The sequence below is a fragment of the Metabacillus sp. FJAT-52054 genome, assembly GCF_037201815.1.
GTDB classification, from domain to species: Bacteria; Bacillota; Bacilli; order Bacillales; family Bacillaceae; genus Metabacillus_B; species Metabacillus_B sediminis.
The window spans coordinates 671829-687907 of sequence record NZ_CP147407.1 but is presented as its reverse complement, the minus strand read 5'-3'; the positions used below and the strand labels follow the sequence as shown (position 1 = coordinate 687907).

Sequence of the window (16079 nt, the reverse complement as noted above, 5' to 3'; positions counted from 1 at the left end):
AGCGGGCATACGTGTCTTGCATATCAGCGCTCAAAAGGCAAAACTAATCCAATCCAGAAAAATAGCTCGTATTTGGCATGATTACGACTGTTTTTCTAATCAGGAATTAGTAGATCATCGCCTCTTGGTCACCCTTCCGAAAATACTTCATTGATATTTCCAACATTACCCTAATTCTTTCCGGAATTCAATAGATCATTTTAAATTTCAGACTTCTTCTGCTTTTTACCCTGTATGCCTCTTGATTTATCTTCATCTTAACTCTCTGTGGATCCTTCGCATGAATTCCTTTACCTTTAGGGAGGGAACCTTGTCCTTTCTCCTGATTAAGGCAAGATGAAGCGCCTCCTTATCGGCACCATCAATCTCAATCGGAATGACCGTCTCGTTCGGATAGGGGGATCGGCTGCGGAAGGAATAATCCATTCCTAGAGTTACGGCTACCCCGCTTTGTACAGCCCGCTTGATTGCTTCCGTGTTATTCGTGGTAAACAGAACATCGATTGGGCCATAAGGCGATAAGGTATCGTAAGCAAACTTTTTGATGTAGTCATCGTTATACAGGACGAGCGTCTCCTTAAAAAGCTGCTCCGGAGAGATCCGGTCCAGTTTGGCAAGCGGGGATTGTTTATGAACACCCGCAACCATCTTCCCCTCCAAGATCTTTTCGGCAATCAGCTCGTGATTTTGAACAGCGAATGAATGGGAGGTTAAAACCAGCCCGATATCCAGATCATTGTTCAGAATGCCTTCAGCGATTTTCACCGGTCCCATTTCATAGATTTCCACTTTAACATTGGGATAATCGGTTTTATATGCTGAAACCATATCGATTAGAAGGTTAATAGGACCCGGAATCATGCCGATTTTCAAATCACCGGTAAGCGTATCGGAGCAGCGGTTGGCTTCTTCCTTCAATTCTCCGATGGCAGTGAGAACTTTTTCCGCCTTCTCCATGATTCGTATTCCCTCCGCCGTTAAAGCTGTGCCTTGGCGATTGCGGATAAAAAGCTGGACTCCCAGTTCTTTTTCCAGCTTGCTTATCGACTGGCTGATAGCTGACAGGCTTACATGCAAATGATCAGCTGCCTTCGTAAGCGAGCCTGCTTTTGCCGCTTCTGCCACATGCTCCAATTGCTCAATATTCAACGCTCATCCCTCCTTAAGCTGCACTTAACTAAACGACACTTTTATTAAATTATAATTAATTGAAGAGAATGATAAAATCAAAATATGCTAGAAACAGGGAGGAAATAGAAAATGACGAAAAGAGTAGCCGTTATTACAGGCGGAGCAAGCGGAATTGGAAGAGAAACCTGCCTTAAGTTTGCCAGAAAAGGAGACCGGGTTGTCGTTGCTGATTTTAATGAAGCAGCCGGAAATGAAACAGCCGAAATGATCCGCTCAAATAACGGGGAAGCCATCTTCATTAAAACGGACGTTTCCAAGTATGAGGATGTTACCCGCTTAATCGAGAAAACCGTTGAAGAATACGGAAGAATTGATATTATGTTCAATAATGCCGGAATTGGCTCATCCACACCGGTTCTGGATATGAATATGGAAACCTACCATAAAATCATCGATATTAACCAGCACGGTGTAGCATACGGAATTATCGAAGCAGGCAAAAAAATGAAAGAGCTGAACATAAAAGGAGTCATTATTAATACAACTTCGGTTTATGGAATTCTTGCATCTCCAAGCACATTTGCATACCACGCAACAAAAGGCGCCGTAAACATGATGACTAAATCAGCTGCACTTGAACTGGCTCCTTACGGAATCCGGGTAGTAGGCATTGCACCTGGGGTTGTGGATACAGCCATTATCCAAAGCTACAGAGACCACGGCATCATTGATTCAATGAAAGCCAAAGTCATGGGCAACAAACTTACCCAGCCTGAACAGCTGGCAAATGCCGTCTACCTTCTTTCACTGGAAGAAGCCGACGCCATCAACGGCAGTGTAGTTATGGCTGATGAAGGATACGCTTCCTTCAAATAAAACTTTAGCCCGGAGAATCCTTCTCCGGGCTTTTTTGCACGATTGAAATTGGCTGATTGGGCCGTTGAACCGCTTATTCTGTCCGTTGCCACGCCGGATCTGCCCGTTCCATTTTATCTGTCCGTTCGCCACCATTTATTGGCCGTCCTCCGAACGATTCTGGCCGTCGAACCGCCTATTCTGTCCGTTGTCCCATCGAATCTGTCCGTCTGATTTTATCTGTCCGTTCGCCACGATTTATTGGCCGTTCCCCGCCGGATTCTGTCCGTTTAACCACATAATCTGGCCGTTCCTCCACGTAATCTGTCCGTCCGAGTTTATCTGTCCGTTCGCCACCCTTTATTGGCCGTTCCCCTCCGGATTTTGTCCGTCGAACCACGTAATCTGGCCGTTCCTCGACATAATCTGTCCGTCCGAGTTTATCTGTCCGTTCGCCACCCTTTATTGGCCGTTCCTCGCCGGATTCTGCCCGTTGAACCACATAATCTGTCCGTTGTCCCATCGAATCTGTCCGTCTGATTTTATCTGTCCGTTCGCCACCATTTATTGGCCGTTCCCCTCCGGATTTTGTCCGTTGAACCACGTAATCTGGCCGTTCCTCGACATAATCTGTCCGTCCGAGTTTATCTGTCCGTTCCCCACCCTTTATTGGCCGTTCCTCGCCGGATTCTGCCCGTTGAACCACATAATCTGTCCGTTGTCCCATCGAATCTGTCCGTCTGATTTTATCTGTCCGTTCGCCACCATTTATTGGCCGTTCCCCTCCGGATTTTGTCCGTCGAACCACGTAATCTGGCCGTTCCTCGACATAATCTGTCCGTCCGAGTTTATCTGTCCGTTCGCCACCCTTTATTGGCCGTTCCTCGCCGGATTCTGCCCGTTGAACCACATAATCTGTCCGTTGTCCCATCGAATCTGTCCGTCCGAGTTTATCTGTCCGTTCGTCACCATTTATTGGCCGTTCCCCTCCGGATTCTGTCCGTTTAACCACATAATCTGGCCGTTCCTCCACGTAATCTGTCCGTCCGAGTTTATCTGTCCGTTCGCCCCCCTTTATTGGCCGTTCACCGCCGGATTTTGTCCGTTGAACCGCTAATTCTCTCCGTTCCGCCAAACAAATTTCCCTGCCCTACTCCCCCGTCTCGCTCAGCTGCTGATTAAGCAAAAACTTCCTCAAGTGAAGCAGGTCTTTTTCACTGATTGCGGTAATCTGCGATCCGTATCGGTAGAGGGAGGTTGGGAGTTCCCGCTGGTTTCGCACGGTGATTTGGGTGCGGAGGGTTTCAGCGGGTTCATCCATTTTAAGTTCCAGTTCATAGAGCTGCTCCTTCCCCAAGGAGTTCCCTGTTATAAATCCAAATCCGTTGAGGCTGATGTCGACGATGGTAACCTTGGACGGTTCTTGCCCTTTTATGGACAGGGATGCGCTTATTTGGCAGGAGTGGCGGTAAAATCTTCTCCGTTCATTAGGTGCTTGCCGCTCTTGAATGGGCAAGTATAGGTACAGATTGAAGTTTTCCTGTTTCAAGACGTAGGCGTGAAAGGATTTCATTTCGAATTTGCATGTTAAGCGGTCGCCTAATTGGATTCCCGACAGATCCTTTACCACAACGTTCATGAGCTCTCCCTCGATATGATGAAGTCCGGCTGTGATCGTTTTGTGATCTTTTGTGATAATTGTCATGTATTCCATGTTTTCCCCTTACTGTTCAGCTCTCTGAAAAAATGAAGGTTTCTTTTTGATCCATATGATAGATTAGCGGTGTAATGTTTCTCGTTATCGTATCGATCAGCAGAATTTCCTCTTCTTTCAGATTTTCGGCTGTCTGTGTGACAATGAGGTATCCATACGGTCTATGAACCTGTCCATTGTAGTTGTACTCGGGGTTCATCTGAATGGGAGCTATGACAATGCCGGTGGATTCGCCCAGCTTTTCGCAGAAGCTTTCGTCCGCAAAGCAGGTGTTCAGCCGATTTGCAAAATAGTCATAGTAGATTTCATCCTGAATGTTCTGCCCCACGTGGTCTTCAAATACGAAGGTTTCGCCCGCTAGATCCGCTCCTGTACACTCCGCGACCTCATAGGCTTTCCCGTTGTCAAAAGCAAAAAATGCCTTGCTGACTCCAAAGCCGAGCTCAAGGGTGCTGATGGATAGCTTCAGCAATTCCTCTCTTGTTCTGCAGGAATTAATCGTCCGGATCAAACGGTTATACATCTGCAGAACATTCAGCTTGGATTCAGCCTCCCGCTTCTGCTTTTCCTGCTTTTCAAACAGCTGGGCATTGTTTAATGCGATGTAGGTAGATGAGGCCAACGTTTCGATCAGTTCAATCGTACCGCTGTCATAATGTGTGTTCTGCCGGGAATCGCTCAGGGTAACGAGCCCTATTAATCTCTCTTTTTGAATTAGAATAATGTACTCCGCTTCCAGCTCAAGCAGCGCAGATGTATCCTCAAAAAGCTGATCCAGCAAGTCACTGTCTTCTTTCATGCTGATGACGATGCGATTTGGACAGCTCTGGATTTCCTTCATTTTCAATTCCGCATACAGGCGATGAAAGGAGTGGACATTCCGATATCCCTTCAGCTTAATGCGATGTGTGAGCGGGTCATAGATTCCGAAGCTCGTGACGCGGCTTCCGGAAATTTCGCTGAATACATCTGTCGCCATCTCATACAGCTTGCGGACATTGAGTTCCGAAAGAAGCGCCTTTATACTTTGGTTTAAGACAAACAGGCTGAATACTTTCCGGTCCAATTCCTGATTGATCGATTGGAAGTCAAGAAACCGCTGGTTGTTCTCAAGGGAAGAATTCACGAGACTCATCATAATCGTCGAACTAATCTCGTCATCCTTTGAAAACTCCCCGGCCGATTTGCCATCTGTCACAATCAAACCGACCAGATGCGTATCGTTAATCAGGGGAATGACATGTGCCGCCGAAAAATCCCGAATAAATTCTTCAGAAAAGTATGTGTTCAGCTGATGGGAGGAGATCGGTCTTCCGTGGTAAAGAGGAAGACGGTTTAACTTTTCTGTTACTGGGATGTGATAGTCTTGAATGTCATAATTCCTCGTATGTATCAAGGTCAATCGATCATCTTCTCTTATAAAAAGAGCCGACTGTCCGAGGGTCAGTAGCTGATTGGCAAAATCAAACGCAAACTCAAATAGTGCGCTTTTGTCATACCTTTGAGTGAAAACTTCAATTGCCTGCAGCAGGATTTCGTATCGATATGATTTTTCAAGACTCATTCTGGATGCTCCTTATTCATATTTCAACTCTCGGCCGGATGCGTAAAAGGTACCCTTCGTTAAAGAATCGACCTTTTTCTTCATGTTTTTGATTTCGATATAGGTTTCGGGATAAGCCTTCTCAAAGATGGAGATTTCTCCATCCCCTTTCGTTTCAAGCATTTTCATCAAAGACGTGCGCTTCTGTTCAAATACGGAGATTTCCTTAAGCTTGCCATCATGGGCAATTTTAAGCTTTTCCAGCTGGGTTTGCTGGCTTGCATTCAAATTATGGGCAAAATTTTCATAGATTTCGAGATGACGCTGTATTTCTTCTATGCTTTGTATAGCCTGTTTATATTCGTTTAGAAGGGTCATATACTCTTCCTTGAGCTTGCTCCGTTCAAAGCCCTCTACCTGAATCAAGGTTTTCAGCTCAATTTTATTGCCAATCTCACTCGCATAAACCTTGCCCTTCGCGATAATGTGCCCGCCGAAAATTTTTCCTTTATGCTGCTCTGTGATTACATTTTTCGCCTGGAGGCTGCTGCCTTTTGCGTAAAAACCGATATGAATGTCTTCCCCGGCTGTCAGCGTACATTCGTTGGCATGCTTCACGAAAATGTTTTTAGCGGCTTTGATGGTGCCGTGTCCGAAAACTCCTCCTTTGATAAAAATATCTCCATTCAGTGATTCAATCAGTCCGACTTGCCTTACACCGAGTTCCGACATGACCGCAATGTCGATGCCCGCCTTAACCGAGAATCCCTCCTGAACGGTTCCTTTCACCGTCACGGAGCCTTCAAATTCTATATTTCCAGTCCCGATTCCCACGTCTCCTTCAATTAAGAGGTGGTTAGCGATTGAAATCTTGCCGAGTGTCTTCGAAACAATCCCTCGTATTCCTGCCCTCAAAACCGATCTTCCATCTTCTTCGGACAGCCGGACAGAATTTGGATCATACTGAAGCCGTTTATCCTTGCCTTTTCTTGCTTTCAGCTCTTCTCCAAGGACATTCATGCCATTTGTTCCGTCTGTCGGCGAAATTTTTTCACCGAGCCAATCTCCTTCCTCCACTTCATCTATAAAATTCATATTGTAAAAATTGGCTCTGCCGGTTTCTTCGATGACCGGCCTTCTCTCGGAAAGATCATAGGTCCGGATCACGGCGTCTATTCCATGGACAGGCTCAATCCCCTTTGCAGCCTCTATCCATTTCAGAGGCTTCAGGTTTTCCTTGTGACTATCCAGTAAAAAGCCTTCTGTAACACCTTTTTCACTTAGAACATCCATGATCATACGAGGTAAATCTTTAACGATTTCATTGAATTCTTCACCCGCTGCAAGGATCTTGACACTCGCTGTCATCTTATCCTGACTGATGGTGTGTGTAATGAGGGGGAGATATTGAGCGATGGGTGTCCTTTGACCGGACGCTTCTTCCATCCCTTTTTTTAGATTTTGAAAGGAGGTAATCGAAATTCTGGGGTGTTTTTCAAGAAGCTGATTAAAATTAGAAAGCATATAGCCCTCTTTCATTACGGTAAGATAAATCGTGCCGTTCTCTTCTTCCAGATGAAAAAATTCATTATTTGTTAAAACCATGATGAATCCTCTTCCCTTGTCTTTGACATATCATCATTTTTAGGTATAATGTCATGATATTTTCATTATCTTTATAAAATATACCATAAAAAAGGGAGTTTTTGACCACATTTTACATATTTTTAATATATTCACGTGTATCGAATAGATATTTTGAACCACAAAAAAAAGAGCAGTACACCTGCTCCTTTCACTTCATTCATTTTCTTTCCCAAAAAATTAAAAACGGATAGGGGTTAACCGCTTGGAAGCTTTGATTGTAGACGCCGATATGCAAATGCGGAGCAAACTTTCCTTTTGTTCCGGTCTTTCCATACCCGCTATCCCCGACTGTACCGAGGTACTGGCCTTTCTTAACAGTTCCACCTTGCATCATGCCCGCTGCATATTGATCCAGATGGGCGTAATAAATTCGGAAGTTTTCTTTGGTTTTAATGGTTAATCTCCATCCGCCCAATTCGTTCCAGCCGTATTTCTCAATGACTCCATCGGTTACGGAAGTGATAGGCGTTCCCTTTTTCGCCATAATGTCGATTCCTTCATGGGTCCTTGAACCGCCATAGCTTCTGGAATTGCCCCATGAATCAGGGTAGGCCTGATAGGTTCCAGGTTTTAAAGGAAAGGTTCCATCGGCAAGTACAGGCAATACACCCTCTGTCATTTTTAACTTTTGCCCTACAAGCAATTTGTCACTCTTTAAACCATTTAATCTCTTGATCTCCTGGACCGGCGTATTAAATAGTTTGGCAATGGCAGAGAGGGTATTTCCCGGTTTTACGATATAGTAGGTTACTTTAGCCGGCGAAGCTGCTTTCGCTGGTGCCGGTTTCTTAGCCGTGGTAGCTGGTTTTACAGGAGCTGCTTTAGGGATAATCAAGGTTTGTCCTGTTTTTATGACCGCAGACTTTAACCGGTTGGCTTCTTTAATTTTATCAATCGATACAGCATACTTTTTTGAGATGGAAGATAAGGTTTCTCCTGATCGGACGATGTGTTTACTTGAACTGGAGGCAGTGGCTTGAGTGGCGGGTTTCTTCACATATAATGTTTTCCCTGTGTGAATCACGTCGGTTTTAAGGTGATTCCATTGTTTCAGCTGGCTGACTGATACTTTGTTAACATGTGCGATTTTGGACAGGCTGTCTCCCGATTTTACCCGGTACGTCTGTGATGCCGCTTCTGCATCCGAAGCTGCAGCGAAACTGATTGCTCCTGCCAAAGCCATCCCTAAGAATAGGCTTTTTCTCATGATGAAAGTTGTCCCCCTCGGTATGTTACCTTACTTTATGACCGCTACCATAGTACCACGAAAGTCGACAATTGGTAACGATTGAAAAATACCTATTTAATAATAGGTATTTAGACTCTTAAAACTCGAGTTAACAATCTTAATAGGTTGAACGAATCAAAATGATCTTTACGCTTCAAAAAAAGAAGAATCCCTCAATCAGGATTCTTCTCTGGTAATCAGTTAAGTCCAGCCTTACGGACGCTCCATATCACTCTCATTAATCGGCCGCAGCTCTTCAATCGCTTCATAGCTGGTTGAGTAACTGGGGCCATCAAACATGACATTCGATTCTTTCCCCGCTTTGTCATAGGGAATCCAGCCAATGAACATGGATGCTTCAGGGAACAGATCCATGGTAAGCATATCAGAGTTTTTGGCTGATTCTGCTTGTGATAATACTTGAATGGCTGCTGTCCATTGTTTAGTAAGCTTAACCGCGCCATAGGATTTCTCACGAAGGGAAATTTTCTCTTTCATTTGGACTCTTGGCTGATAATCCTCGATTCCTCCTGAAATATGGTATCCTCTTTCTCCAATGAGGTAAAAGTCTATAGAATTTAACGGATGTTCAGGCTTTAGATTCCAAATCAGATAATAAGAGGATGGATCGGCAGGATTGATCTTCCATATCGACGGCTTTCCATTTGTATCAACACTCACGACATTCCATTTATGATTTCTCCACACCCAATAGCTCAACCCGTAATTCTTAACCTTTGAAATAAACGGAAGTACCATGTGGCGGTCGTCAAGTTTAATAGCCTCCTGAATGGTTCGCGAGTAGGCCTTCGGGAATGTGCGGTTAATCTCAGCGACTGCCTGCTCATTCACCGGAAACGCAGTGGGCTTTGAAAAAAAGAACCAATAGGCGAAGAAGGCTGCCGCTAAAACAACTGCTGCCAGTGGAAGTAGCATTTTTCTCTTCATCATTTGACCGCCCCCTCAAGCAATGATTCTTCAGAGCGGAAATAGACCTGCTCTTTCTTAGTGGACAGCAGAATTCCCTTTCCATCCGCTTCAATAAAAATGAGCGGATTCATCCCGCTGCCCCATTTCGGAGACGTGCCTCCAAGGAGATAGGGAAACCGTTCATCTCGTTCTTTCGCTTCTTTATCCTTGACCATCTCGTAGTACCACACATCACTATGGATTGGGCGCTGCTTCAGCAAAGCCAGCTGTTTCTTCAGGCTCTCAATATGTAAATTGGATTCCTCGGCAGTGGGATGGATGGCAATAATCGATGCATCCTCCACATTTGCCAGATAGGTAGATGGCTCATTTACCGGATAAAGCACGTGATGGACCGGGACGGCCAGCAAAGCAAATAAGAGAAAAATAAAATTCGCCAAGAATCCTAACCAGGCAAACGCCCGGTACTTCTGCCACTTTTCTTTATCTTTGTTTAACACTAAGAAGAGAATCCCTACTCCAAGAGGCAAAACAGCCAGCTTAAATGGTGTGCCGAATATCTGTCCATCAAAGGATAAAGCAGAAAACCCGATCAACAGGACGGCAGCAATCTTCCAAACTTTCGGTTTTACCCTTTGTTTTTTATAGATTCGATAGGCAAAAAAGATAAGGACTCCCCACGCAAGTAAGGCGGCTGCAGCTGATGGGAAATTTAACTGGGGAAAATTTATCGTAAAATTCATAGGAAACTCTTCCTCATTCCATCTATATGTTTTTCATATTTTACCATATTCAAGGTTTAATAGACGAAAAAAAAGACAACCATAGGTTGCCTTCAGCCTCCTTAATAAAACCGGAACGTGTCCTTCCCTTGTGTTTTTGCCCGGTATAAAGCATGATCTGCATTTTTTAGAAGGGTGTTTAAAGGTTTGCTGTCACCAGGCAGGTAGGACGCAATCCCAATGCTGACTGACAAACGGAAATCAGCTAGCTGCGTATCCGTCGAGGATAGGTGTACAAGCAGGTTTTCGGCAAGATTATGTAAATCCTCCGAGTCAAAAAGACCGACGAAGTTAAGAATAAACTCATCTCCACCGAGGCGGGTGGCGAAACCGCTGTACCGTTTCATGTACTCCTCCAGTTTCCGTGCCGTTTCTTTCAGCACTTCATCGCCTTTATCATGTCCATACAAATCGTTCACTTTCTTAAAGCCATCGAGATCAAGAAAAAACAAGGCTCCTCCGCTGGCTGAAAAATCATGAAAATGCTTCGATAAAAACTCACGATTATACAAACCGGTTAAAGAATCTCTGTACGCTCTCCGCTCCAGATCCAGATAAAAAGAAAACATCTTTGCAATCCTTTGAAACATTTGAATGCTTTTTGTGCTGAATGCGGCGGCAGATGCTTCAACCGCGCACAGCGTCCCAAAGGCTTCTCCATTGTGAAGGATAATCGGAACGCCAATATATGAATTTATGTTGGCATCCAACAGTATTCTCTGAACCCCATTAAGATGGTTCTCTTTTCGAACGTCTTCAAATATCAAAGGCGCATTCCGGTCGAAATCAATCCGGTTGCAAGCGGTATCAAGAAGGTCCATACGCATTCCTTCCCATACTTGAATGTTCGTATTGTTATCACGCACTTTAAGGATAATTTGCTCGGAATCGGTCAGCGCACTTAAAAAAATCAGCTTATCCGGCATAAACTCATTGGCCATTTCAAGAATATCAGATGCCATTTCTTCAAAATTTTTATACATATTCCATTCATTCAAAGGTATCTCCATCGTTCCACCCCCATTTTCCTCATCCGTTGTCATTATACGAAGAACTGATGAAAATTTAAAGAGGACAAACGGCAGCATTTTGAAATAAAACAGGCATCTTCACTTTTCATGGACTTCACACAGAAATGACCACTTTTCCCTGAGCGTGTCCTTCTTCAAAATACCTGAATGCTTCAGGAACTTCACTAAGTTTAAAACCCAGGTCAATCACAGGTTTTACTTTGCCGGTTTCAATAAGTTCTTTCAGGAAAACCAAGTCCTTTTGGTTTGCCTTATGGAGAACATTTCCCATTTTCTTTCTTCCGCACATCGACAGCAATGGGCCGAGAGCCATGGCTTGGAACATTTGAGCACCGGAGCCGCCAGCCATTACATACGTTCCATTCGAAGTTAGTGCACGCCTGTAAACTGAAATCGGCTGATACCCGTTAACGGCCAGAATCAAATCATATCGCTCCGTCTGCCTGCTAAAATCATCCCTTCTATAATCTATTACATGATCCGCACCTATTGATTTCGCAATGCTTACATTTCTCGAACTGCATACAGCCGTTACCTCCGCTCCGAACGCTTTCGCAATCTGCACTGCAAACGTCCCTACGCCGCCAGATGCTCCATAAATTAAAACCCTTTGTCCTGACTGGATCTTCCCTTTATCACGGAGAGCCTGTAACGCGGTAACGCCAGCCATCGGGACAGCAGCTGCTTCCTCAAAGGAAAGGCTGGCTGGTTTACGAACGAGTGCACGCTCAGGAACCGATACATATTCAGCAAAACTGCCCCACCCGCTGAGGGACAAATCGCCGAACACCTCATCACCAGGCTGAAACTGCTTAACATCTTTGCCAACAGCTTCAACCGTCCCTGATATGTCTCCCCCAGGTATAGAGTATTTAGGTTTTAGCAGACCGAAGGCAAATCGGGCCAGAAACGGTTTTCCTCTAAGAAGAACCACGTTGCCATAATTCAGGGAGGCTGCATGGACTTTAACAAGTACTTGAGCGTCATTAATAATCGGTGTTGGGATTTCTTTTAATTGAAGAACATCAGGCGGACCATATTTTTCAGAAACGATGGCTTTCATTTTTATTCCTCCAATCTACTTGTTTATAGATATTCAAAAGAACTGATCTTCAAGACACGATCCTTAAAAATTCCCGCACAAACGAAAGAGGCATTGCTTTAGGCCTTAACCAAAGCAGGATTTCCTCCGAATGATGCATAGTATATTGCTAGATTCGAAGCATTTTTCTTGTAAGAATAATCATCTATACTGTATAGGAGCAGGACTTTTCTGCTCTTTACTGTATCAGGAGGACCCGTATGAGTATTTATATGGTCTCACTAGCTATTCTCATTGTAACGACCCTGTTATTCTTCCTATTTATCCACACTTTTCAAAAGAAGGAAGATCCGATTCAGCGTTTATGGATCACCCTCGTTTCGTCGGTTGCATTGGGGTTAATTGTGTCCATCATCATGATGGTTATGTATTTTTTTGTGACAGAATCATTGGGTGTCTTAACCTCTGTTTTCAAATTGGAATTGAACCCCTTGAAGGAGATTGGAATACTCGCATTGGTTTTAGTCGGTTACTCGCTTTTCCTCGAGAATTTCTTTGAAGCGATGGGGAAGCATGCAATTGGAGAAAATGTTGGATTGCACCTATTTCTTGCAGGTGTGAGGTTTACCGTTCTTTATGGAGCTGGAATCATGCTGAATATCGGGAGCCTGGAGAATTTCATTACAGCTGCCGGCCTGACGCTTGTCGTGCTGGCAATGGAGTTTCTTCTGCCGTTGCTTTTCAGGAAAAAGAAGGCTGGGGGGCTATAGGGAAAAGCACCCCCATGGTTATCTCTGTGTTGACTGCGCTCCAAAAATCGCGACATACTGATTCTGCAGCACAAACCGGTCCGTTTTCCATGCCAGCGTATTCTGGACATATCCTAACGCATCCGCATTGTATCTCCCCGCTGCCTTTTGATACGCCAGCAATTCATACACTCCATTCGAATCGAAATCCACTGGATACAAGCCGCTCAGTGGATTAACAAATCCTTCGATAGGCATTTTCAGCTTTCCGTTTCGATCATAGATTTCATTCAAGTACTCCGGATCCCTTAGAGAAATATCAATGAGATAGGTTAGATTATTCGCCTTGCTCACCAATTTCACTTTGTAGTTGTCCTGATACGTGACCTCATATTCATATTGCCCATTATACTTCTCGGAATCAAAAAGCAGCCTGGGTTTATTTTGGAGAAACGAATAAAGGTAGTCATACGTAAAAGCCCCGCTTCCCCCCGATTCAATTCTGATTAAAATATCGGCAATGCCATCCCCTGTAAAGTCCTCCAAAAATAAAGTCGGACTATAGCCCGCATTTTCCCGCAGCTGAACCCTTGTAGCTGTGCCTGTTCTCCCATCCTGCACAAGAAGCGTAATGTTTTGAATAAATGGACTGTCTGCCGTTTTAATCCCGGTTAAATACACATTGTCCGGGACGCGGTCCCCCGTGACATCTTTCCTCGCAAATGCGACAACCTGCGGCTGATTGGCTCTGGGATCATACGTGTACATAGCTTCCCCCCATAAACGCTGATATGTATTCTATGGGCGGATGGAGAAAAGGGTGATTTTCCAATCCAACAAAAAAAAGCCCCAAAGAGGCATTTTTATTGCTTAAACAACAAATTCGCATCTACATAAAACTCTTCAAACAAACTCGATTGAATAACCCCTATTTCTTTCACTACATCTGTTTGCTCATATTGCTTATTATCAGAAAGGGTGTAAACCTGAATCGTATGAATGAGCGGATTCACAATCCAGTATTCCTGGACCCCGTACTGCATATACAGATTTAACTTCGTTACCAAGTCATGCGATTGGTTGGAGGGACTAATAATTTCTATAATTAAGGCAGGAACGCCCGTATATCTACTCTCACTTAATCCGGATTTGTCACAGATTACCGAAAGATCGGGAATAACCACTTTGTTTTCTGATATATCCTCTTTCGTTAACTCAACATCAAATGGAGCATGAAAGACTTCACACTCTTGTCCTTCTAAAAGCTGGTACAGCTGCACAAATAAGCGGCCTGAAATTCGCTGGTGAATGGTTGATGGAGAAGGAGTCATGTATACCACGCCATTTATATATTCCATCAGCGTGTCACTTTTTTCGCGTCTTTTATAATACTCTTCAATGGATACATGGTTTTCTTTAGGCATACTCACGCTAAAACCATCTCCCTTTTTAATGAATTCTACTCTTACCTATTATATCAGGATTGTAGATCATTTATAAACTGAGCTTGGCAGTCCTTTTATGCTAACTGTTAATAAGCTGTGGAAAAGTTCGCAAGGAAAATCAATTGCAGAAAGTAACATAATAAAGATAGGATCTATTTATTCACCTCCCATCCAAAACAGGCAGGTTCATTCAATGAAGTGTCATTTTATAACAAGGCTTTGTTAAAGCATGGTGTTGATTTTTAACACCTGTTGATTGGAGTGGAAGGCGCGAGACTCCTGCGGGAGCAGCGGGGCAGGTGAGACCCCGCAGTCGCACAGCGAGGAGGAGGCTCACCGCACGCCCCGCGGAAAGCGAACGCCTGCAGCGGAAATCAACAGCCAAGTTTAACAGAGCTTATACCAAATTAAATATGTTAAATTCTTCAATATAAATGACAAAACTAGTTAAGGAGTTACTAATGGTTACCTATTCTAAAAATCATCTTAAGCTACATATTTTCGGTGAGAATGATATTGAAGGGTTAATATCTTTATCGCAGTCCGTAGGGTGGGATTATGACGGCAGCGATATTCAGACAATTTTATCTTGCGGAAAAATTTTTGGACATAAAAATGAGTTTGACCAAATTGTATCAAGCGCAGCAATCATTCCTTATGACACTGATTTAGCTTCGATAGGGATGGTCATTGTAAATCCGGGATATAGAGGACAAGGCCTTGGAAAAGACACGACTAAGGCGTGTATAAATTCTGTATCTAATCAAACATCGATCATGTTAATCGCTACACCTGAAGGAAAGCCAATGTATGAAAAGATGGGATTTAAAGTCGTCGGTGATGTACATAAGTTCATTTGTAATAATTATGTACCTTCAAATGGGTTTCCTGATGAAGGATTAAAAGCAGAGGCTTTACAGGAAGCTGATTTAGATAAGGTTTTTGAATTAGACAAAAACGCTTTTGGTGATTTCCGGCGAAAGTTCCTCACAAATAGAATAAAACAGTCACATCAATCTCTTGTTTTGAGAAATGAAATGGGAAGCGTGCTCGGTTTCGGTCTTTCTGTCTTAGGTCCATGCCATTTAATTTTAGGTCCGATTGTTGCGCCAAATGACAGTGCAGCTGCCTACCTGCTTAATCAATTGGCTCTTAATCACAAAGGAAAGCTAAGAATTGACCTTCCACCCCGGGATGAAACGTTTATGAATCATTTGAGAAATAGCGGTTTTGAAAAAGTCAGTCAGCCTCCAATCATGATCATCAATTCTGAGCGCATGCCTACCAGAAACAACCATTTATACGGGATTGCTGCACAAGTTTTTGGATAAAAGATTATTTTATCAACAGTGGCGATAAATCCATTTCATTAAACCTTTTAAGTTACTATTACACTTTTTGTGATTAAACTGTGGAAAAGTGCTGCTCAGCAATACTTTTCCACAGTCATCAGACAAGTGACTTAACCAAAATAAAATCCGTTTGCTTTTCATCTCCCATATAAAAAGAGTGAGCTCCCGTATGAACAAACCCCATCTTCTTATAAAAGGCGATGGCGTTCTCGTTCTTTTCCCAAACACCAAGCCAGATGTTCTTTTTATCCTGTTCTGCCGCCCGTTCGACCGCTTTGTTCAAAAGAACTTTTCCAAGCCCCTGCTTTTGAAATCTTGTTCGTACATAAATCCTTTCAATCTCAAGGGACTCGTCATCCATTTTCTCCGACTGGGCGTCATTGATGTTCACCTTTAAATATCCGGCCAGCTCTTCATTAAAATAAATGAAATAAAACTCGGAGAAGGGATTCGATAATTCTTTTTCTACCTGTTTTACTTCAAAGGCTCTTTCCAAATATGTGTTCATATTTTCAGCTGTATTCTGATGTTTAAATGTATCATTAAATGTCTCAATCCCTATTTCCTGCAGCAGCTGCAAATCTTCTGGACTGCACTTGCTCATATGTACGGTCATGTTCATCCCTCGCT

16 protein-coding genes are annotated in these 16079 nt (G+C 43.6%); 3 read left to right on the top strand and 13 right to left on the bottom strand.

The features are described 5' to 3' along the window. Positions 1-252: 252 nt before the first annotated feature. On the bottom strand, positions 253-1149 hold the full coding sequence (locus WCV65_RS03745) for a LysR family transcriptional regulator (protein WP_338780193.1): 897 nt from the start codon (positions 1147-1149) through the stop codon (positions 253-255). A gap of 111 nt (positions 1150-1260) precedes the next feature. Between WCV65_RS03745 and WCV65_RS03740 the strand changes: the two genes are divergently transcribed. After that, entirely contained in the window at positions 1261-2007 is a 747-nt protein-coding gene (locus WCV65_RS03740) for an SDR family oxidoreductase (protein ID WP_035405786.1), read from the top strand. Positions 2008-2182: 175 nt separating this feature from the next. Here WCV65_RS03740 and WCV65_RS03735 read toward each other — a convergent pair whose 3' ends face one another. The 9 genes from WCV65_RS03735 to WCV65_RS03695 form a co-directional block, all read right to left on the bottom strand. After that, positions 2183-3121 carry a hypothetical protein gene (locus WCV65_RS03735; RefSeq protein ID WP_338780187.1) on the bottom strand — a complete coding sequence of 313 codons (939 nt, stop codon included), beginning with the start codon at positions 3119-3121 and terminating at the stop codon, positions 2183-2185. A gap of 15 nt (positions 3122-3136) precedes the next feature. Continuing rightward, positions 3137-3700 carry a PilZ domain-containing protein gene (locus WCV65_RS03730; RefSeq protein ID WP_338780185.1) on the bottom strand — a complete coding sequence of 188 codons (564 nt, stop codon included), beginning with the start codon at positions 3698-3700 and terminating at the stop codon, positions 3137-3139. A gap of 16 nt (positions 3701-3716) precedes the next feature. Further along, the gene (locus WCV65_RS03725) at positions 3717-5264 is read right to left on the bottom strand and encodes a GAF domain-containing protein (RefSeq protein WP_338780183.1); all 1548 of its coding nucleotides are present in this window, start codon (positions 5262-5264) and stop codon (positions 3717-3719) included. A gap of 12 nt (positions 5265-5276) precedes the next feature. Beyond that, positions 5277-6848 (bottom strand): FapA family protein, encoded by a 1572-nt coding sequence (locus WCV65_RS03720; RefSeq protein WP_338780181.1) that lies wholly within the window; start codon positions 6846-6848, stop codon positions 5277-5279. A gap of 199 nt (positions 6849-7047) precedes the next feature. Further along, positions 7048-8097 (bottom strand): LysM peptidoglycan-binding domain-containing protein, encoded by a 1050-nt coding sequence (locus WCV65_RS03715; protein ID WP_338780179.1) that lies wholly within the window; start codon positions 8095-8097, stop codon positions 7048-7050. A gap of 234 nt (positions 8098-8331) precedes the next feature. Further along, positions 8332-9069, bottom strand: coding sequence for a hypothetical protein (locus tag WCV65_RS03710; protein ID WP_338780177.1), 738 nt, complete (start codon positions 9067-9069; stop codon positions 8332-8334). Further along, the gene (locus WCV65_RS03705) at positions 9066-9791 is read right to left on the bottom strand and encodes a hypothetical protein (RefSeq protein ID WP_338780175.1); all 726 of its coding nucleotides are present in this window, start codon (positions 9789-9791) and stop codon (positions 9066-9068) included. Before WCV65_RS03705 ends, WCV65_RS03710 begins: the two co-directional genes overlap by 4 nt. A 101-nt stretch (positions 9792-9892) precedes the next feature. Next, positions 9893-10840 (bottom strand): sensor domain-containing diguanylate cyclase, encoded by a 948-nt coding sequence (locus tag WCV65_RS03700; protein WP_338780174.1) that lies wholly within the window; start codon positions 10838-10840, stop codon positions 9893-9895. 115 nt (positions 10841-10955) lie between these two features. Next, positions 10956-11924, bottom strand: a complete 969-nt coding sequence (locus tag WCV65_RS03695) for an NAD(P)-dependent alcohol dehydrogenase (protein WP_338780172.1) — start codon at positions 11922-11924, stop codon at positions 10956-10958. Between the two features lie 239 nt (positions 11925-12163). On the opposite strand from WCV65_RS03695, the gene WCV65_RS03690 reads away from it, so the two are divergent. Then, positions 12164-12673 carry a hypothetical protein gene (locus WCV65_RS03690; RefSeq protein ID WP_338780170.1) on the top strand — a complete coding sequence of 170 codons (510 nt, stop codon included), beginning with the start codon at positions 12164-12166 and terminating at the stop codon, positions 12671-12673. An 18-nt stretch (positions 12674-12691) separates the two neighbouring features. Here WCV65_RS03690 and WCV65_RS03685 read toward each other — a convergent pair whose 3' ends face one another. Together WCV65_RS03685 and WCV65_RS03680 are read right to left on the bottom strand one after the other, a co-directional pair. After that, positions 12692-13420 carry a VCBS repeat-containing protein gene (locus WCV65_RS03685; RefSeq protein WP_338780168.1) on the bottom strand — a complete coding sequence of 243 codons (729 nt, stop codon included), beginning with the start codon at positions 13418-13420 and terminating at the stop codon, positions 12692-12694. A gap of 95 nt (positions 13421-13515) precedes the next feature. After that, positions 13516-14082 (bottom strand): Uma2 family endonuclease, encoded by a 567-nt coding sequence (locus WCV65_RS03680; RefSeq protein ID WP_338780166.1) that lies wholly within the window; start codon positions 14080-14082, stop codon positions 13516-13518. 476 nt (positions 14083-14558) lie between these two features. Between WCV65_RS03680 and WCV65_RS03675 the strand changes: the two genes are divergently transcribed. Then, on the top strand, positions 14559-15428 hold the full coding sequence (locus WCV65_RS03675) for a GNAT family N-acetyltransferase (RefSeq protein WP_338780164.1): 870 nt from the start codon (positions 14559-14561) through the stop codon (positions 15426-15428). Between the two features lie 118 nt (positions 15429-15546). Here the strand turns inward: WCV65_RS03675 and WCV65_RS03670 are convergent, their stop codons facing one another. After that, a complete protein-coding gene (locus WCV65_RS03670; RefSeq protein ID WP_338780162.1) occupies positions 15547-16065 on the bottom strand; it encodes a GNAT family N-acetyltransferase in 519 nt (172 codons plus the stop codon). Positions 16066-16079 lie beyond the last annotated feature (14 nt).